This is a genomic window from Synechococcus sp. CC9616 (assembly GCF_000515235.1).
Lineage (GTDB): Bacteria > Cyanobacteriota > Cyanobacteriia > PCC-6307 > Cyanobiaceae > Parasynechococcus.
The window spans coordinates 2,105,647-2,124,141 of record NZ_KI911558.1; the positions used below are offsets into that span (position 1 = coordinate 2,105,647).

The 18,495-nt window shown below is 40.1% G+C and carries 17 protein-coding genes; 12 read left to right on the forward strand and 5 right to left on the reverse strand.

Annotated features, from left to right (window positions below):
- Positions 1-199 precede the first annotated feature (199 nt).
- On the reverse strand, positions 200-655 hold the full coding sequence (locus SYN9616_RS0112000) for a GNAT family N-acetyltransferase (RefSeq protein WP_028953306.1): 456 nt from the start codon (positions 653-655) through the stop codon (positions 200-202).
- A gap of 315 nt (positions 656-970) precedes the next feature.
- Here SYN9616_RS0112000 and rfbF point away from each other — a divergent pair, with 315 nt between their 5' ends.
- The 8 genes from rfbF (at position 971) to SYN9616_RS16630 (ending at position 8,531) form a co-directional block, all read left to right on the forward strand.
- Positions 971-1,741, forward strand: coding sequence for a glucose-1-phosphate cytidylyltransferase (gene rfbF, locus SYN9616_RS0112005; RefSeq protein ID WP_028953798.1), 771 nt, complete (start codon positions 971-973; stop codon positions 1,739-1,741).
- Complete coding sequence (gene rfbG / locus SYN9616_RS0112010; RefSeq protein ID WP_051411036.1) at positions 1,741-2,847, forward strand: CDP-glucose 4,6-dehydratase; 1,107 nt, start codon at positions 1,741-1,743, stop codon at positions 2,845-2,847. Before rfbF ends, rfbG begins: the two co-directional genes overlap by 1 nt.
- Complete coding sequence (locus SYN9616_RS0112015; protein ID WP_028953308.1) at positions 2,837-3,385, forward strand: dTDP-4-dehydrorhamnose 3,5-epimerase family protein; 549 nt, start codon at positions 2,837-2,839, stop codon at positions 3,383-3,385. Before rfbG ends, SYN9616_RS0112015 begins: the two co-directional genes overlap by 11 nt.
- Positions 3,382-4,584 carry a class I SAM-dependent methyltransferase gene (locus SYN9616_RS0112020; protein WP_028953309.1) on the forward strand — a complete coding sequence of 401 codons (1,203 nt, stop codon included), beginning with the start codon at positions 3,382-3,384 and terminating at the stop codon, positions 4,582-4,584. The genes SYN9616_RS0112015 and SYN9616_RS0112020 overlap by 4 nt, the downstream gene beginning before the upstream one ends.
- A 13-nt stretch (positions 4,585-4,597) precedes the next feature.
- Entirely contained in the window at positions 4,598-5,725 is a 1,128-nt protein-coding gene (locus SYN9616_RS0112025) for a DegT/DnrJ/EryC1/StrS aminotransferase family protein (protein WP_028953310.1), read from the forward strand.
- Positions 5,726-5,749: 24 nt separating this feature from the next.
- On the forward strand, positions 5,750-6,496 hold the full coding sequence (locus SYN9616_RS16180; RefSeq protein ID WP_051411121.1) for a formyltransferase family protein: 747 nt from the start codon (positions 5,750-5,752) through the stop codon (positions 6,494-6,496).
- On the forward strand, positions 6,493-7,251 hold the full coding sequence (locus SYN9616_RS0112035; protein WP_028953312.1) for a cephalosporin hydroxylase family protein: 759 nt from the start codon (positions 6,493-6,495) through the stop codon (positions 7,249-7,251). The genes SYN9616_RS16180 and SYN9616_RS0112035 overlap by 4 nt, the downstream gene beginning before the upstream one ends.
- Before the next feature lie 170 nt (positions 7,252-7,421).
- A complete protein-coding gene (locus SYN9616_RS16630; protein WP_071991464.1) occupies positions 7,422-8,531 on the forward strand; it encodes a TIGR00180 family glycosyltransferase in 1,110 nt (369 codons plus the stop codon).
- Positions 8,532-8,619: 88 nt separating this feature from the next.
- Here the strand turns inward: SYN9616_RS16630 and SYN9616_RS0112050 are convergent, their stop codons facing one another.
- On the reverse strand, positions 8,620-9,552 hold the full coding sequence (locus SYN9616_RS0112050) for a hypothetical protein (RefSeq protein WP_028953315.1): 933 nt from the start codon (positions 9,550-9,552) through the stop codon (positions 8,620-8,622).
- Positions 9,553-10,032: 480 nt separating this feature from the next.
- Here SYN9616_RS0112050 and SYN9616_RS16635 point away from each other — a divergent pair, with 480 nt between their 5' ends.
- Positions 10,033-11,304, forward strand: coding sequence for a surface carbohydrate biosynthesis protein (locus SYN9616_RS16635; protein WP_071991465.1), 1,272 nt, complete (start codon positions 10,033-10,035; stop codon positions 11,302-11,304).
- 2 nt (positions 11,305-11,306) lie between these two features.
- On the opposite strand, the gene SYN9616_RS16640 is transcribed toward SYN9616_RS16635, so the two are convergent.
- Together SYN9616_RS16640 and hisH are read right to left on the reverse strand one after the other, a co-directional pair.
- Positions 11,307-13,346, reverse strand: a complete 2,040-nt coding sequence (locus SYN9616_RS16640) for an N-acetyl sugar amidotransferase (protein ID WP_071991466.1) — start codon at positions 13,344-13,346, stop codon at positions 11,307-11,309.
- Positions 13,347-13,985, reverse strand: coding sequence for an imidazole glycerol phosphate synthase subunit HisH (gene hisH, locus SYN9616_RS0112070; protein WP_037991011.1), 639 nt, complete (start codon positions 13,983-13,985; stop codon positions 13,347-13,349).
- Positions 13,986-14,025: 40 nt separating this feature from the next.
- Here hisH and SYN9616_RS16645 point away from each other — a divergent pair, with 40 nt between their 5' ends.
- The 3 genes from SYN9616_RS16645 to SYN9616_RS16655 are packed head-to-tail and all read left to right on the forward strand — an operon-like array spanning position 14,026 to position 16,680.
- Positions 14,026-14,901, forward strand: a complete 876-nt coding sequence (locus tag SYN9616_RS16645; RefSeq protein WP_084218349.1) for an SDR family oxidoreductase — start codon at positions 14,026-14,028, stop codon at positions 14,899-14,901.
- Between the two features lie 43 nt (positions 14,902-14,944).
- Complete coding sequence (locus SYN9616_RS16650; protein WP_071991468.1) at positions 14,945-16,006, forward strand: N-acetylneuraminate synthase family protein; 1,062 nt, start codon at positions 14,945-14,947, stop codon at positions 16,004-16,006.
- Positions 16,006-16,680: a glycosyltransferase family 2 protein gene (locus SYN9616_RS16655; protein ID WP_071991469.1), complete on the forward strand. Its 675-nt coding sequence runs from the start codon at positions 16,006-16,008 to the stop codon at positions 16,678-16,680. Before SYN9616_RS16650 ends, SYN9616_RS16655 begins: the two co-directional genes overlap by 1 nt.
- Here SYN9616_RS16655 and SYN9616_RS0112075 read toward each other — a convergent pair.
- Positions 16,634-18,481 (reverse strand): carbamoyltransferase C-terminal domain-containing protein, encoded by a 1,848-nt coding sequence (locus SYN9616_RS0112075; protein ID WP_028953319.1) that lies wholly within the window; start codon positions 18,479-18,481, stop codon positions 16,634-16,636. The two genes, SYN9616_RS16655 and SYN9616_RS0112075, sit on opposite strands and share 47 nt — an antisense overlap.
- Positions 18,482-18,495: the final 14 nt, after the last annotated feature.

Sequence of the window (18,495 nt, forward strand, 5' to 3'; positions counted from 1 at the left end):
GCCTTAGATCCAGTGCCAGGTGATGCCATAACTGCTCTGCACGCTGGCAAAGGTATGCCAGTTGCTTGTCTAGATTGCCGTCTCGGGCGCCGAACAGATTGGCCTGTTGCGCCGTTAGGGGACTGAGTGGGACGCGCTCCAGTGCATCGGCTGATCTGATGAATCCGGACCATACCGGTCCTGACAGGATTGAAATGCATTAGCGGCGCAGCACCATTAACTGTTGGGGATTCGCATCCTGGAAGCCCAGTTGCCGGTAGAAGTCGGCGCTGTAGGTAGTCATTAGGTAGACCCGTTCAACGCCCACCACGGGCGGAGAATGCAGCAGTTCTTCGATCACCCGGCGGCCCAATCCATGGCCCTGGAGATCTCCAGCTACCACAATGTCCCAGAGCACGGCACGGCTGAAACCATCGGAGGTGGCCCGCCCGAAGCCCACTAGCCGCTTGCCCCTCCATAGGCTCACTACAGCATTGCTGCCGGCCAGCAGGTGCCGCAGCTGGGCAAAGCTGCGGCCGCGGGCCCAGAAAGCATGGCGATCGAACAGTCGCTGCAACTTGATTAGCGCCCGGCTGGGGCGAAGATCTGGTCCGAGACCGAGCAAGCGCAGCCCGGGAGCACCGGGGGCATGGTGAACCAGCCGGATCGGGGTCACTGGTCTGGAGGCCACAACAATTCATCTTGCTCCCCTGCGACAGTGGTTGCCCGATTCTTTGTACCGCTGCTCGAGCTCCAGTCAGCTTGATTGGCGCAGGGAAGTTCATCATCGAGAATGAAAGGTGCAGTTGCGGTTACCTAGTAAGTCAAAAAGGATTTTGATATTTATTTGTAAGTGAGCTCAGGGTTACATCATTCATTGCTGAGGACTGATTTCAAATTCCTATAGCTCACTGAGTTCCCAATGGAGGACTTGACGGATCAACGTTTTAGGCAGATGATAAAATACCACTTTTGCCTTGGTCGATTTAATTTGAAAGCTGTCATTCTTGCCGGAGGGTTGGGTACAAGGTTAAGTGAAGAAACTCACTTAAAACCTAAGCCAATGGTGGAGGTGGGTGGAAAACCGATTCTTTGGCATATTCTCAAGATTTATAGCAGTTTTGGAATTGATGAATTTATAATTTGCTGTGGCTATAAGGGGTATTTAATTAAGGAATTTTTTGCAAATTATTTTATGTATACTTGTGATGTCACCTTCCATTTGGATGAGGATAATCGCATGGAGGTGCATCACCGTAAGAATGAACCGTGGAAGGTTACTTTGGTAGATACTGGTGAAGAGTCGATGACTGGTGGGCGCCTAGGTCGGGTTCGCGATTATCTCGGTGAAGATTCTTTTTGTTTTACTTATGGTGATGGCGTTGCTGATGTTGATATTCACGCCAGCATTGATCATCATAGGCGTTTAGGAAAATTGGCAACCCTCACCGCAGTTCAGCCACCTGGCCGCTACGGCGCTTTGAATCTTGACGATGATATTGTGCGGCAATTTCAAGAAAAGCCTGATGGCGATAACGCTTGGATCAATGGCGGATTTTTTGTGCTCCAGCCTGATGTCATCAACTGGATTGAAGGCGATAAAACTAGCTTTGAGGCGGATGTGTTACCCCGTTTGGCAGCAGCTGGTGAGCTCACTGCATATAAACACCAGGGCTTTTGGCAGCCGATGGATACCCTGCGCGACAAAGTACGTTTAGAAACGCTCTGGGAGACGGGTCAAGCCCCCTGGAAAGTGTGGTGATGCTTAGTAAGGATTTTTGGCGAGGTTGCCGTGTGCTGTTGACGGGACATACGGGTTTCAAAGGTAGTTGGCTCACACTCTGGCTGCTCTCTTTAGGGGCCGAGGTTTGGGGTTACTCCTTAGAGCCGGAGGGAGCTCCTAATTTGTTTCAGACCCTGGTGCTTGACAAGCCCAGCTTCGGTCAGTTCCCCGGTTCTTTGCATCATCGGATTGGTGATCTCCACGACCTTCCTGCCTTGCAGCAGCTTGTTTCTGAATCCAGGCCGCAGGTGGTTCTGCATCTGGCGGCCCAACCACTGGTGCGCCTAAGTTATCACCAGCCGTTGCTCACTTGGTCTACCAATGTGCAGGGTTGCCTGCATCTTTTGGAGGCGATAAAGCCGCTGCGGCATCCCTGTTCTGTGGTGATGGTTACCACTGACAAAGTTTATGAGAACCGGGAGTGGGATCACGGATACCGGGAAATGGATCGATTGGGTGGACTGGACCCATACAGCGCTAGTAAGGCTGCTGCTGAATTAGCAATTGCTAGTTGGCGAGCCAGTTTCTGTGGCTTGGCTGCTCATCAGACGAGCCATCTGGCTATTTCCACAGCGCGAGCAGGCAATGTGATCGGGGGTGGCGACTGGGCTGCGGACCGTTTGCTACCCGATGCTATGCGCGCTGTTGCCGCTGGTGAGCCCGTGATTGTGCGTTCACCTGAGGCCACCAGGCCATGGCAGCACGTGTTGGAGCCACTCGGTGGGTATTTGTTGTTGGCCCAGAGGTTGAGTGAGAACCCATCCGATCTCTCCAATGCCTTCAATTTCGGACCATTGCTGGAGGCCAATCGCAGTGTGAGCCAGTTGCTGGAGGCGGTGTTTCAGTACTGGCCCGGCGAATGGGTTGATCGTTCAGATCCTGAGGCACCCCATGAGGCTGGGCGCTTGCACTTGCAGATTGATTCCGCTTATCACGAACTGGGGTGGCGCCCATGCTGGCCTTTTCAGAAAACGGTGGAGCGCAGTGTGAACTGGTATCGCCGTGTGGCCCAGGGGCAGAATCCCCTGGATTGCTGTCTGGAGGACCTCAAGGCCTATCAAGAGGCTATGGGTTGTGGCCGCTGAATTGTTCAGCACACCCCTGGAGGGTGTATGGGAGCTTCGGTCCCAACCTTTCCAGGATCACCGTGGCGCTTTTTTGAATGCGTTTCGGCTTCAGGACCCGCTGTTTCAACAGGTGTGGCGAGATCGACCGATTGCCCAGGTGAATTTAAGTTGCACGGAAGCGGTGGGCACCGTGCGTGGCTTGCATTTGCAGGCCTTTCCCCATGCAGAGGCCAAGCTAGTGAGAGCTTTGCGCGGCCGTGTTTGGGATGTCGTGGTTGATTTGCGCGAGTCCTCCTTCACCTTCGGACGCTGGCATGCAGTGGAGCTGAGCCCAGAGCAGGGCAATGCCCTGCTGATCCCTGAGGGCTGTGGCCATGGTTTTCAGGTTTTGGAACCCTCTAGTGAACTGTTGTACTTGCACTCAGGCGCCTGGATTCCTGAGGCTGAAGGTGGGATTCGATGGGATGATGAAACATTGGCGATTGATTGGCCAAAGCCTGTGTCTGCCCTTAGCGAGCGAGATCAGTTGTTGCCTCGCCTGGAGTTGAAACCATGAGTCATTGCTGTCGCCATTGCGGTTCCCCTCTCGCTCATGAGGTGATTGATCTGGGCCATCAACCCCCCAGTAATGCTTATCTCACTGCGGATCAGCTGACTCTGCCTGAGATCACCTATCCCCTGAAGGTTTTTGTTTGCACCAACTGCTGGTTGATGCAATTGCCAGCTCACGCTGCAGCTGATCAATTATTCACATCTGATTATGCTTATTTGTCCAGTACATCTAGTAGTTGGTGTGCCCATGCCAAAGCGTTTGTATCTCAGGCAATTGATCGCTTGGGATTAGATGAAAAGAGCATTGTTGTGGAGCTTGCATCTAATGACGGCTATCTCCTTCAGTATGTAAAGCAGCAGGGTATTTCCTGTTTAGGAATTGAGCCAACCCATGCTACTGCTGAGGCTGCTCGAGCCAAAGGGATCGAAACCATCGAAGAGTTTTTTGGAATTGCTTTGGCAGAGAAGCTAGCAAAGGCGGATCTGGTTGTTGCTAATAATGTGTTGGCGCATGTTCCCGATATCAATGATTTTGTCGCGGGTATTGGGTGTTTGTTGAAGCCTGATGGCCAGGCCTCTGTTGAATTTCCCCACTTGCTGAATTTGCTCCAAGGTAATCAGTTTGATACTATTTATCACGAACATTACAGCTATATCAGTCTGAAGGCTGTTCAGCGGATTGTCCAAGCCGTTGGATTGCAGGTGGTTGATGTTGAGCAGCTTCAAACCCATGGCGGCAGTTTGCGCATCTGGTTAGCCCATCAAGGGCAGGTGGATGTAGCCGATTCGGTTGCCGAAGTGATAGCGCTTGAAGACGCTGCTGGCCTTGAAACCTGTGAAGCCTACGCTGGCTTTCAGAAGCGTGCAGAAGCAGCAAAATTTGACTTATTAGATTTTTTATTGGCCGCTAAGAAAGATGGCGCGCGTGTTATAGGTTATGGTGCTGCGGCCAAGGGAAATACATTGCTAAATTATGTAGGTGTTTGTTCTGATTTGCTGCCTATGGTGGCTGACCGGGCGCTCAGTAAGCAAGGAAAATATTTGCCTGGGAGCCATATCCCTGTGATCACCCCTCAAATGTTGAATGATTGTCAGCCAGACTTAGTTCTAGTGCTTCCTTGGAATCTTATAACTGAGCTTAGCGAAGAAATGCCCGACTACAAATTGCTAACGGCAATACCTTGCCTCAAGGTGATTGAGTAATTGTGATGCTGATATGACACGTCACGTGCGTAAGATTCCATACACCAAGCCTTCGATTACGGAGCTTGAGGTTGAGTATGCGACTGATGCGGCTAGAAATGGTTGGGGAGATCATTGTTATGATTATATATATCGCTTTGAAAATGCTTTTAAGCAGTATTTAGGCGTCAAGTATGCCATAGCTACCAGTAGCTGTACTGGTGCGCTGCATATGGGCATGCATGCCTTGGGTATTGGTCCAGGTGATGAAGTCATCATGGCCGACACAAATTGGATAGCCACAGCTTCGCCAATTGTGCATTTGGGCGCAACACCTGTATTTGTGGATATTTTGCCTGATAGCTGGTGTGTGGATCCAGAGCAAGTTGAAGCTGCAATCACCTCTAAAACAAAGGCAATTGTTGCTGTTCATCTCTATGGAAACCTTTGCGAGATGGACAAGTTGCTTGCCATCGGAGAGCACCATGGTATTCCCGTGATTGAAGATGCGGCAGAAGCTATTGGTTCAATTTATTATGGTAAGGGTGCTGGAAGCATGGGTCGATTTGGCGCCTTCTCCTTCCATGGAACAAAAACAATTACAACTGGCGAGGGTGGCATGTTTGTAACTAATGATCCCGACCTCTATGAGTATGTACTAACGCTCTCCAATCATGGTCGGATGCGTGGGCAGCTCAAACAATTTTGGCCTGACATGGTTGGGTTTAAGTATAAAATGAGCAATATTCAAGCTGCAATTGGATGTGCTCAAATAGAGCGAATTCAGTTGCTCACTGACTTGAAAAGGGCTATCTTTTTAAATTACTATAAATATTTGAGTGGGCTTCCAATTCGCATGAATCCTGAGCCTAAGGGCTGTACCAACAGTTATTGGATGCCTACGTTTGTTGTTAATGATGGGATTTCGTTAAAGCGTGATGAGTTGATTGAAGCACTAAAAAGTAAAGGAGTTGATGCTAGAGTATTCTTTTGGCCTTTGAGCTCAACATCAGTAGGTGGGCGAAAAGCTTTTGAAAAGAACTATCTCTCTGAATCGATTCATTTACGTGCTCTGAATCTCCCTTCACACCATGAACTTTGTCGTAAGGATTCAAGCTTTGTTTCTTCTATTGTTAGATCGTGGATCGAACGACATAATTAGTCAAAGACCTTATTTATAGTGCTCATGTCTCCATCGATAGTTGTGTTTGCAGACGCTGAAGTTGGGTTTTGCTGTACACAGTGGTTGATCGACAATTACAAGTCAGATTTGACTATGGTAGTCACTACTTCTCAAAATCAGATTTTTGACCTAGCGAAGAATAATGGTGTTTCTTCGCATGTATTCCAGGATGATATTTCATATTTGCGGTCTTTCAATGTAGAAGAAACTTTGTGCGATATTGGTTTGTTGCTGTGGTGGCCAAGTATTATAAGCCCTTCTATTATAAACTCTGCTAGGCATGGGTTCGTCAATACTCATCCAAGTTTCCTTCCGTTTAATCGAGGAAAAAATTATAATTTTTGGGCGCTTGTAGAAGAATGCACCTTTGGAGTAAGTATTCATACGGTTGAAGAAGGCATTGATTGTGGAGACATTATTTCACAAAAAAAAATTAATTATACTTGGGAGGATACGGGTGAAACTCTTTATTTCAAGGCAATCGCAGGGATGAAAGAATTGGTTTTTGATACTTATCCGCTCCTTCGACAGTTAAGGTTTCCTAGGAAGAAGCAAGATTTATCAAAAGGCTCTTTTCATTTTTCATCTGAACTTGAACCCGCATCCATCATCGCTTTGGATCAGCCCACAACTCCTAGACAGTTGTTTAATGTTTTGAGAGCGAGAACCTTTCAGGGATACCCGGCATGCAGATTTTTAGACAATGGCGTAGAATACGAGGTTAGAATTGACATCACTGAAAGAGAATGAAATATTCTGAATTTAAGAAAAACTGTATAGACCAAATCCATGCACAGGGAGTGGACAAAGATCTTTCTGCTGTTACAAGTAAATGGTTTTCATTGGCTAATGGTTATGGATATTCATATCATTTTGAATGCCTTGGGAGACCTTTAATTCAATATCCTCAAGATATAGTTCAATTTCAAGAGCTGATTTCTCAGGTCTCCCCTGATCTTATTGTTGAAACTGGAATTGCGCATGGCGGCTCACTTGTCCTTTCTGCTTCAATGCTTTGCCTTTTGGATGTTATGGATGGGCTAGATCCTAGGCAATCTCCTCGGAAAGTTGTAGGAGTGGACATTGATATTCGGCCACACAACCGCAAGGCTCTTGATGAACATCCCCTGCGCTTCAAGATGGAGCTGATTGAGGGATCATCAATTGATCCTGAGATTATTCAACAGGTTCGTAGTCATGCCCAGAGATTCGATCGGGTACTAATAGCTTTGGATTCTAATCATACCCATCAGCATGTGCTTGCTGAGCTGAATGCTTATGCTGATTTGGTATCTGTAGATAGTTATTGTATCGTTTTTGATACTGTGATTGAAGATTTGCCAAGCGGATCGTTCCCAGATCGCCCTTGGGATGTTGGGAATAACCCTAAAACAGCTGTTCGTGAATGGTTAAAGTTTCACGATGAATTTGAAATTGATAGAAGCATCGATAGCAAGTTGCTAATTAGTGTTGCTCCTGATGGCTACTTACGTCGTGTGTCGTGATTGCGTATGATTCTGCAGTTTATATTGCATAGTTTTCGGAATTTAATTATAATCTTGTATTTTAGTATGGATTTATTATTCGGAATTCGTCAATTCATTTGATCTTCTGCTGACTGATTAATTATTCTATAATACTTTATGTTAATATAGCAGTACCCTCTGTGTAGCTAATGCATGAATTTGTAACTATATTTATTCCGACTCACAATCGTCATGGATTGTTGATGAGAAATCTTGTTTGGTTAGAGCAATCTGGATGTCAGATTGTAATCGCTGATAGCTCGAATACTTCTTTTGAATTAGAAGTTGATAGATTAAATTCTGGCTCGGGCCATAAGGGTAATATATTATATTTTCATATGAATAATATTGATTATTACACAAAGATTGTTTCTGCATTAAAGGCTATTAAAACAACTTTCACTATTATGTGCCCAGATGATGATTTTATAATATGGAAAAATATTAAATATCTTGTTGCAGAAGCTGTGAAGTCAAATGCTCAAACAGTTGTTGCGAGAGATTTAAGTTTAAAAGAATGTAAAAATGGTTTTGATATTGAAGAATCATCAGAATATAGAAAATTTGGGATAAAAAGTCAAGATAATCTTTTACTGCATTTGAAATCAGCGATGTCTCCAATTGTTTGTACATATTACCAACTTCATAAGACTTCAATGCTTCTAGACTTATGGTCTCACATGGAAAAGAATAAGAGTCTGATGCCTGGTAATAAGTTGGCTGAGATTGTTTTTCGCTCAGGCTGCTTTATTAATGGTCCTGTTGTTTTTTGTGATAAAATATTTAGAGTATTGGGTTATGAACCACCTTTAAGGTCATACGATAAGAGTAAAGCCATTCAAAGGTATATACTTAACTTCTCAGAGGAAGTAAGGTATCTTCAAGATAATGGTATTTTCAAGGATTTTGTCAACATAATTGCTTCATATATAAATAAGCATCATCCTGGCTTGTCACATAAGAGTAATGAGATAGCCTTGAATTTCATCATTAATCCTATGTTTCGAAGGATGAAATCAAAGCATGAAATTTTATGGAAATCGCGTTATTCATTAGGATTTGACTTTTCTAGTGACAAGGATATGTTTGTTCGCTCTAATGAATCGTTAAAGTACGTTTTTGGTATTAGTAATGATTCGTATCGCCTTCCCGAGTATTTCATGAATCTTGAATCATACTTTTTGTCTGATGAGAGTGAGTGGAATAACTTAATTAGACTATTATCCTTCCTGAATAAACACAAATTAGAACCTCTATAAAAATTTACTACTCGCATGATCATCCGATTGTCAGAATTAAAAGTTTATAAGAGTCAAATAAAAATATATCTCCAGGTATCAAGCTGTCTCAGTCCCAATAGTGCCCTAATTTGCTATATTTTTCTTTATTTAGTATATCCACTTGCCTCAATCTTTGGGAGTTTATCAGGTTAAGAGTTCTTTTGCTCTCTTCTATCTTAGATTTTGCAACAATAGTTTTCCTGTTGACTGGACCGAGTTTTTCTAATGATTCTACCCATTGCCTTGCAATACTATATGAATCATCAAAGCTTTTAGTTATATTAAGCAATAGCTCAAACCAAATCTGCTGATTTTTGAATAAGCTATTAACGTTTATGATGAATGTATCTGATATACTAGTATTGAGCTCTTCAATAATTTTTGCAAGATAATAGTTCTCAATTATGATCGGTCTTTTACCTCCAGCTGTAAATAATGATTCTATTGAATATCCTTCTTTATAAGCATCCTTGAATGTCTCAAAAATTACTTCGTTGATCGAATAAGCATAACCTTCAACTTCTAGATGTTGAAGGCATCCATGAGAGTATCCGCTTATAACCATAGGTATAATATCTCTTATTGAGAAAAGATATATAAGTTTAAGCCCACTACATGATTTTTTCACTAAATGAATTAATTTTGACACTTGCTCAGGGCTTGTTGGTAATAATTCATTGGACAGACAAGCGATATGATTCGTTTTACCATTAAATAACTGACTTATTTTTTCAACAAGTATATCCGGTTCGTAGATATGGTTAAAAAGTGTCTGTTTTATCTCAATCGGCTTAAAATTGATAATATTTAGTGACGAGTCTACCAATAGCTTATAGTGCCTACCTTCGTAGGTATAATTTTTCAATGGTAAAAAAGGAAGGACCATCGATTGAAGACTTGTGGAGCCACATTTTCCGAATCCAAAGTTAAGAATCAATGTATTTTGCTCTCCTCGAAGCTTTTCCAGATTATTGATATTTTTTATTGTTGAAATGTTCATTTAATTTTCTGTCTGATATTATTTACATTCTATACTATCATGATTTAAAATTCAACAACCAATATTAGTTGGTCATGATGACCAGATATGGATATTATTTAAAATATAAATCGTAAATAATCTGTCTTGGTAACAAACTTTTGACCATGACTCCTCTTCTCTGCACTTTTTATCTCATATTATTCTGTTTTATTTATTTTCTTCTGTTATATTTGCTTCTTCTTGTGATTTTTGAAATGACTACATATTTATTGTGCGCTTGTTTCCTTGTAAACTGCTGGGGAGGCTCAGGAAAAACTAATACATCATTTAGCTGATCGTGTCTGCAGTTTAAGGATCGTTTGGCCTTATACCTGCTACCACCAAAGGAGAAGGAAACAAATATATGTCTCTGCCTTGACAGCGCTTCACGAACATGATTTATGATAATTACTTAAAGCGTTCTACTTTAAAGTTCACCCTCCTTATTTTATTGATAGCATGAAATTAGTTTGTTTTCCATGTGAAATTCAGCACCGAGAATTTGACTCCAAGTTATTGTTAGCAATGCGTATCGTCTCCAAAACTAAAGGAGATTGTGCTGTATTAATTGGTTATGATAAATACTTTTCATCAATTCTAAAAAATACTAAAAGCGTATTTTTGCTAGATAAAAGCATGAGTACTATAATGTATAATGCTAGAATAAAGCCCTGCAAACTTAATGACGGCATTGTTTTTATTAATGATGAAGAAGGTGTTAATGATCTTGATGAAACCCCTGAGGCTTTGGATATTAGGCTTGATCCAAATTCAATTAGTTATATTGACAAGTATTTGGCCTGGGGAGAGGATGATGCAAACTTTTTTGCTAGCAGAAAATCAGGGTTATCTTCAAAAATAGTCATCACAGGGAGTCATAGGTACGATCTCCTAAATCATATTGGAAGACAAATATATCAGGAAGATATAGCTGCCATAAAATCCTTATTCGGTTCATTCATATTGTTTAATGACAATCTGATGGTCGATCAATATGATAAAACCTATGTTCCACCAACTAATCAATTTGCTGCTGATGCTAAATCACAAGCTAGAGCTGAACGAGAATGGGATAATATTGTTAGCGAGCATGTACAGAGACGCACAAAAGTCCGGGATTTTCTTCTTAAATTGTCTAAAAATAATTTTAACGTTGTAGTAAGACCACACCCAGTTCACGACCCAATTTACTGGCATGAAAATTTTCGTTTAAATTCTAGAATACATACTTTATATCAAGGACCTGTAGAACCTTGGATCCATTCAGCAGATGCTGTTATAACAACTGGTTGTACTACTGGTTTACAAGCTGCTTTGGCTAACAAGCCAAGTTTTGAGCTACCTGTGACGGCAAAATCAAAGGCCTTTAGTTCTAAAGTTCTACCTAAATGTCATACAATTACAGATTTCAAAAATCTCACCTCAGCAAATCTCTCTGATCATTTTTCTAGCCGCCAATCTGAAATTAAGAAAAGATGGTTTACTTCTGAGTCTTCCACAAAACAAATGTCTGAATTAATTATCACTCACCTCCACTCTTTAAAGTCGCACGGCTCCTTGAATTGGCTTAATAATATTTCACGTCTTCAACCTTTACCTCCTAAGTGGAGAAACATAACTACTGATCTTGTCCTCAGAAGAGCTACATCGATCAATAAAATACTTGGCACTGAGGACAAAGTTAAAATATCAAAAGTAAATAACAGTCTATATCTTGTCCATCGAAAATAGTCTTAATAAGATTTACTCCATCCTGTGTCTTCCTTCCAAGACCATACTCGTGGATCGCGAAAATGGTCTGCAATCCGATCAAAATCCCGTTCACTCATTCCAACATAATTAAGCCACCTCGCTAAATCCTTTGGTTTAATATGATCCATTTTTTCTACAAGTTTGATGCCTTCTGTTCTGCTCAAAATTCCTGCACGAATATCCTTTGACGCGTGATCTGTGCATCGACCATAGCCGAATTTAATAAATTTTAGATAGTCATGAATACCATTTTCGTGCATATCATCTAAATTAGATCCTTTTCTGTAAGTCCTCTCAAAAGGAGTATCACTTACCTCGAAACCATATTTCTCTACTACTAATTCCAAATGAGTATTCGACTCCCATGGTATGTAGTGACCCAGAAATATTTGTCTTAGACCAATATTGCTTATGTCTTTGTCACTTGGATATTTCCAAGGTGTCATATCCTTATCGGTGATTCCATCGATTCCTACGAAGAAATTCCAATCAAAACCTCTTCCATCATGTTCAGTGCGTTCTCTATAGTTCATTTCTGGAAAGTCACTCATAGAAAACTGCCCACATAAATCAGCGTAACCATGCTCACCCCAGAATATTAAGGGGATTTTTTGTTGCACCGCAATTCGAGGAGCTGTCGTGTAGATGCCGACGTGTGAATGCCAATTCATATCTCCCATGACTATGAAAGCTATTTTGTTCAGTTTCTTCAATGTTTTGACTGATGGACTAATAACTAAATGATCACAATCAAAAGCATTTCTCATATTCCATAAGTTTTTCCAGCCAATATCTGTATAATTATTTCCATTGTATGTTACAAGAAGAGGATTTAATCCCATTACCTCTTTTATATAGTGGGTTTGATAATACGAATCTTTTCCTCCGCTAACAGATACAATACAATCATAGCTTTTCGATAAATTTTTTGAATTAATTATTTTGGATAAATACTCCTTTAGCTGATCATACCTTTTGTTTGTTTGTGAAAGTTTTACTTTCGATATTTTGCACCCCATGCACTCACCATCTTCAGCAAATTGCATAGGAGCTGCGCTAATAGATGTGTATAAGCATGATGTACATTGGCGAATTTTTGTCAGCTTAGAACCATCATATTTGTCTTTATGAAATGTGGAGTTTTCACGCGCTTTTTCCATTAATAAATTTTTTTCTGTCTGTGAATATTCTGGTTCTCGTTTAATGAAGGGAGAATCAATTGATGGATATCTAACGTTTTTACAGCCACTTTCTACCAACTCTTTCTTAATATTAAAGTACGAAAGTTCGGTGAAATAAAATACATTAGAAGCTGCTACTGCTGAAACATTCTTGCTGTTCAATCCATGCATAAAATGCGAATTTGTTGTGGCCCCGCTATTAATGATAATTGGAATATTGATTACCATTTTTTCGATTACTTCTATTATATGTTTATCATATCCAAGGGTTGAACCGTCATTATTTATAGAGCTGATGATTAGTTCACCTACTCCCAATTCTGTTGCGTATTCGATTGCCCTATCAAGAGTAAAGCCTGTATTTATCTTTCCTTTCGCTTTCCACACTGAACTCCCTGTAGAATCATGTCTAATATCAATTGATCCTGTAATTGCCTGTTTTCCATATCTTAAAGACGATTTTCTGATTAAGTCCGGGTTATCAAACAGAGAGCTATTAATTACCACTTTGTCTGCACCAGCTTGAAATAGTTCATCAATTTGCGATGAGCTCCGAATTCCACCACCAATTGTTAACGGACAGTGGCAAAACTTTGCCGCTTTTTCTACAAGTTCAATAAATGAACCTTTTCCAATATTGTGATATTTGTCTTCTCGTCTAGAATCCATTATGTCTGTATCACTTATATTGTTAAGAATGATCTCATCTGCATTCCAGTCTGAGAGTCTTTTGATGGTTGGTATTGGATCGCCAATCGCTTGAAAATATTTGAAGAGTTGACTTCTTACAAGAAGTCCCTCTTTTACCAAAATAATGGGTATGAGTCTTTTGAGTGTCATTTACATACCTCCAAAGAAGTTTTTAATCAAGCTTAAACCTTGATATTGTGATTTTTCAGGATGGAACTGTACTCCCAATAGAGAATTCTTTTCAATTGCTGCTGTGACTTCTGAATCTCCATGTTTATAGCATGCCACCCGATTATTAATGTCCCAGCATTTTACATAGTAAGAGTGTAGGTAGTAGAAGTCACCATTTAGTAGCTCTAGGTTTTTATTTCCAACCGCGCAGCTTTGGTACGTAGAATTCCAACCAATTGATGGTACAGGAGCCTTACTATTATCTAAGAATTTTACACTCGCATCAAAGTATCCAAGGCCTGTCTCATTTTTTGAGCTTTCCTCACTTTGTTTGCATAAAAGTTGCATACCTAAGCATATACCTAAACCCGGAACGTCGCTCTTTACCAGTTTCTCTATTACACGATCAAGCTTTTTCCCCCTGATATTTTTCATCCCTTCGTCAAATGTACCTACTCCAGGCAATATAAAGCCGCATTGATTTTGGCTCTGTTTGAAATTATCTTCATGATCAACAGGCATTGCATCAAAATTTAAGAAGTTCAATGCATTTACGAGTGAACCAATATTTCCTACACCGTGGTCAATGATCAAAATCTTACTTGTTCTTTTTTTCATCAGTGTTAAAGTCTATAATCAGATTATTTTATTTTATTGAATGTTCCGAAAAATAATTGTCTTAGGTGCCAGAGGCATGGCTGGCCAGGCATTCTATAAATACTTCAAGGAGCGCGATCTTGATGTATTGGGCGTATCGCGTAATGGTCCTGATCTTAATCTTAATCTTGTCACTGAATACGATTTCTTAGAGGATATTTTTTGTTCTTTTAAGCCATGTATTGTTGTTAACTGTGTAGCCCTAGTATCATTACAAGCTTGTGAAGATAACCCAATTCTTTCCTACCAAGTTAATTCTTTGTTGCCTTCTAAGTTGGCTTCTTCATCTAGGCGTCATAATTTTTTGTTCCTTCATATCTCTACAGATCACTATTATTTGTTGGATGATGTCCCCTCTCTTCACTCCGAAATTGATCCTATTATTCTAATAAATAGTTATGCCAAGTCAAAGTATCTTGGCGAGTTATATGCTTCCTTGTGCGACAGAAGTTTAATTATCAGGACAAATATTACTGGTTTCCGCAATTCTGTTCATCGTCCGACATTTATTGAATGGATGATTGATTCGCTTCAAACTTCCGCTTCGATTCAGCTTTTTACAGATTTTTACACATCTACTATTGATGTATCCACGTTCTGTTGCTTTGTTTATTCGTTGGCTCAGATAGGTTGTTCTGGTTTATTTAATATTGCATCTTCACGGTCAATATCAAAATTCAAATTTGCTTCCTTACTGGCAAAAGAAATGAAGGTAGACTTGTCCGGTGCTTCTGAAGCCAGTGTTCAAGGACTACATCCTGCGAGAGCCTCAGATCTTGGATTAGATTGTTGCAAAGCAGAAGCAATACTCGGTTTAGTTATGCCATCGCCAGAGGAAGTCGTATGTTCTCTTTGGCGTCAATACGACCTATTATAAATAATGTGTTATAGTCATGATTCTTTTATTGCTTAATTGTTCTATGCATATTGGTACCTCTGAAATATCCTACAATGCTCCTAGTTATTTTATTGCAGATATTGCGGCAAATCATGACGGTAGTCTATCTCGCGCAATTGATCTGATAAATCTCTGTGCTGAGGCAGGTGCTAATGCTGCTAAATTTCAAAACTTTTTTGCTGATAGTATTGTTTCCAAATTGGGTTTTAGTAAGCTGAAAGATCTTGATTCTCATCAGTCTTCTTGGGAATCTAGTGTTTATGAAACATATGATCGTGCGTCGATTTCTTTGGATTGGTCAAGCCATTTAAAGAAGGCTTGTGATAGTGCTGGTATTGATTATTTGACTGCGCCTTACGATTTATCTATCTTAGATTTTTTAGATTCATATGTATGTGCCTGGAAAGTCGGATCCGGAGATATCACCTGGTTAGAAATGATTGAAAATCTTGCAATACGTGGCAAGCCTTTGTTATTAGCAACAGGGGCTTCATCTTTTGACGAGGTTAAAATCGCCTTTGATTGCGCAAAAAGATTAACCTCTGAAATTGTTCTTATGCAATGCAATACTAACTACACAGGGTCATTATCCAACTTGCGACATGTAAATTTATCTGTGCTTAAGACATATGCTAGATATTTCCCTGAAGCAATTCTTGGTCTTTCAGACCATACACCAGGTCACTCAAGCGTCTTAGGCGCAATTACTTTGGGGGCTCGAGTCATAGAAAAGCACTTCACGGATGACACATCACGTCCAGGTCCTGATCATCCCTTTTCTATGGATTCCACATCATGGACTGAGATGGTCGTAAGGTCACGAGAGCTTGAGGCCGCCCTAGGCGATGGCGTGAAACGTGTTGAGGCGAATGAGATTGAGACAAACATCCTTCAGAGACGCTCCTTACGGGCTGCATGTGATATCCCAGCCAAGACGGTTCTTGATAGCTCGCTTGTTTCCGCACTTCGCCCTTGTCCTCCTGACGGTTTACCACCCTCTCACCTTCAACGCATTGTTGGAAAAACCACTATTGATGCAATAGCAAAAGGGGATCTAGTTCTTTTGGGTAACCTTTATGCCTGATGCGAGCTATCGTTATACCTGCTTTTAACGAAGAAGCAACGCTAGACGAAATCTTACTTTCTGTATATGATTTTTGTGATCTTGTTGTGGTTGTCAACGATTGCAGCACAGATGCGACTTTAGAAATTTGTAGTCGTTATGATTATGTTCAGACAATTACCAATAGCATCAATCGCGGATATGAATATAGTGTGTTAAAAGGATTGTACCATTCTTTAAAATTAAATGCATCGTCAATTTTAACTATTGATGCGGATGGTCAACATCCAATTCATGAGATCCCGAAACTTTTTGATTTTATCGAAAACCATGGTTATTCAATTTCAATAGGTTCTCGCTCGAAGTTACCTAGGATATCTGAATACATCTTCTCAATTTATAGTTACATCTTTTTCGGTGTATGGGATATAACTTCTGGCTTTAAATGCTATAGGTCAAGTGTAATTAGCAATAATGTGTTTCCAGACTACCCCTCTGTAGGCACATATTTTACAATCAAATGTTTACTTGATGGCTTCAGAGTTAAATCATCTTATATTATTACTCACGATAGAATCGAAGGAGTTTCAAGATTTGGCTTGAGTATTACTGCTGAATTTAAAATTCTAGTAGCTTTTTTTAATGCAATTATCCTTCATCTTCAAAGGTTTTTACTAATACTTCGTCTTCGATAATTAAGACATCAATTTCTGTTTTAAGAAATACATCGTAAGCATCCTTTGAGTTGCTTACTATTGGTTCTCCATGTAGATTAAAAGATGTATTTAGCAGACCATAACAACCTGTTCTTAGTCCAAATGCTTCTATAAGATCATAGTATTGTACATTTGTTTTTCGATCTACTATTTGGGGTCTGCAAGTTTCATCATATGGATGAATCGCTGCTTCTAGCAGTTTTTTGCCAGCTTTTGTAGTCTCACAGCACATTGTCATATATCTGTAGCTATTAATATCGGTGTCTAGATTAAAGTACTCTTCAGCATATTCTTCAATAACCGAACAAGCAAACGGCATCCAAAAATCACGATTTTTAATCTTTTCATTGATAATCTTTTTTATTTTGTTGCTTCTGGGATCTGCCAAGATCGATCTGTTTCCTAGAGCTCTTGCACCAAATTCTTCTCTACCAGAGCATCTTGCTACGATTAATCCATTGCATAACATTGATGCTACATCATCTTGATTATATCTTATTTTTCGAATTGTAATTTCTCGATCTTTGTTCCAGATTAGTTGACTACTTAATGTTTTATCTTCTTGTGTTACTGCGTTTTGGCCCAAATACGGCGTGAATGTTGTCATACTATCAATATGCTTTTTTTCTTTGAATAGATAAGATAATACACAGCCCATTGATTGTGATGAATCATCTGGAGATGGTGGTACAAATAAGTTTTTAACACTAGTTTTTTTTGCTATTAACATATTATTCTTGACGTTCATGCATACACCCCCAGCCATAACCAAATTGTTAATTTTCAAATTTTCAGTAAGGTTGCTTATCCACTTTCCAACTAGATACTCTGTATATCTCTGAATAGCACCACTTATTGAATCAAATCGCTCACCATCTAGCATTTCTTTAATAGCAAAATATAAATCTTTTGGTTTATTTTTAAAGACAAAATTAAATTTCTCTACATCTTGTAAATCTTTGAATTTATTTACTATATGCTCAGAGTATTCCTCTTTGCAGTATGGTGCCATACCCATGACTTTGTATTCATGTTCGTTCGGTTTTAAACCAAGAATAAGAGTGACATATCTGTATAGTCTACCAATAATAAAGCTATCACCAGAGCATATTTTTTCTATTTTTAATTTTCCTTCCTCTCTCTTGTAAACATATGCTGTATAATTAAGATTATCACCAAAAGCATCTAATGTACAAACTATACAGTCATCCGCATGATAAATTTTCGGAGCCATAAAGTAAGCATAGTTTGCATGGCTCCTAGAGTGATCCATGAACACTATGTCATCAACACTAATTCCTAGATGATGAGATACAACGTCCTTTCTAATATTTGCAAATCTGAGTACCTGTTTAGAAGATACGTGGCCTGAGTCACCGTGCATTTCATTAATTATTTCGTTCCAGAATTTTTTACCTGGAAACTGCTCTACATCTAATTTATCCCTAAAAACTTCTAATTGACTGATCTCTGCTTTTTCGTACAGGCGAGGCTTCCATACCTCTCTTTGTTCTCTTATATAGTCTTGAATTGTGAATTTTGTATAGTGTCTAGTCAAAATATACCCTGGACTCCACATTGTCGATACAAATACTACTTTGTCAATATCTTTCCTCTTTAAGTTATTCTTTTTTAGTAAAAAATTAATTGCTTGAATCGGATATCGCTCATCATTTTTGACTCTTGATAACCTTTCTTCGGATAATGTCCCAATTAGTTTTCCCTCTATCCAAAGACTTACAGTAGAATTTTGTTCCCAGTTAATGCCTACTACTTTCATTGATTCAACTTATT

What these genes read in the sequence shown, in the direction of transcription:
- rfbG (WP_051411036.1), top strand. Translation starts at nt 1,741, where the DNA reads ATGCTTAGTAAGGATTTTTGGCGAGGTTGCCGTGTGCTGTTGACGGGA.
- SYN9616_RS0112020 (WP_028953309.1), top strand. Translation starts at nt 3,382, where the DNA reads ATGAGTCATTGCTGTCGCCATTGCGGTTCCCCTCTCGCTCATGAGGTG.
- SYN9616_RS0112025 (WP_028953310.1), top strand. Translation starts at nt 4,598, where the DNA reads ATGACACGTCACGTGCGTAAGATTCCATACACCAAGCCTTCGATTACG.
- SYN9616_RS16180 (WP_051411121.1), top strand. Translation starts at nt 5,750, where the DNA reads ATGTCTCCATCGATAGTTGTGTTTGCAGACGCTGAAGTTGGGTTTTGC.
- SYN9616_RS0112035 (WP_028953312.1), top strand. Translation starts at nt 6,493, where the DNA reads ATGAAATATTCTGAATTTAAGAAAAACTGTATAGACCAAATCCATGCA.
- SYN9616_RS16630 (WP_071991464.1), top strand. Translation starts at nt 7,422, where the DNA reads ATGCATGAATTTGTAACTATATTTATTCCGACTCACAATCGTCATGGA.
- SYN9616_RS0112050 (WP_028953315.1), bottom strand. Translation starts at nt 9,552, where the DNA reads ATGAACATTTCAACAATAAAAAATATCAATAATCTGGAAAAGCTTCGA.
- SYN9616_RS16635 (WP_071991465.1), top strand. Translation starts at nt 10,033, where the DNA reads ATGAAATTAGTTTGTTTTCCATGTGAAATTCAGCACCGAGAATTTGAC.
- SYN9616_RS16640 (WP_071991466.1), bottom strand. Translation starts at nt 13,346, where the DNA reads ATGACACTCAAAAGACTCATACCCATTATTTTGGTAAAAGAGGGACTT.
- hisH (WP_037991011.1), bottom strand. Translation starts at nt 13,985, where the DNA reads ATGAAAAAAAGAACAAGTAAGATTTTGATCATTGACCACGGTGTAGGA.
- SYN9616_RS16645 (WP_084218349.1), top strand. Translation starts at nt 14,026, where the DNA reads ATGTTCCGAAAAATAATTGTCTTAGGTGCCAGAGGCATGGCTGGCCAG.
- SYN9616_RS16650 (WP_071991468.1), top strand. Translation starts at nt 14,945, where the DNA reads ATGCATATTGGTACCTCTGAAATATCCTACAATGCTCCTAGTTATTTT.
- SYN9616_RS16655 (WP_071991469.1), top strand. Translation starts at nt 16,006, where the DNA reads ATGCGAGCTATCGTTATACCTGCTTTTAACGAAGAAGCAACGCTAGAC.
- SYN9616_RS0112075 (WP_028953319.1), bottom strand. Translation starts at nt 18,481, where the DNA reads ATGAAAGTAGTAGGCATTAACTGGGAACAAAATTCTACTGTAAGTCTT.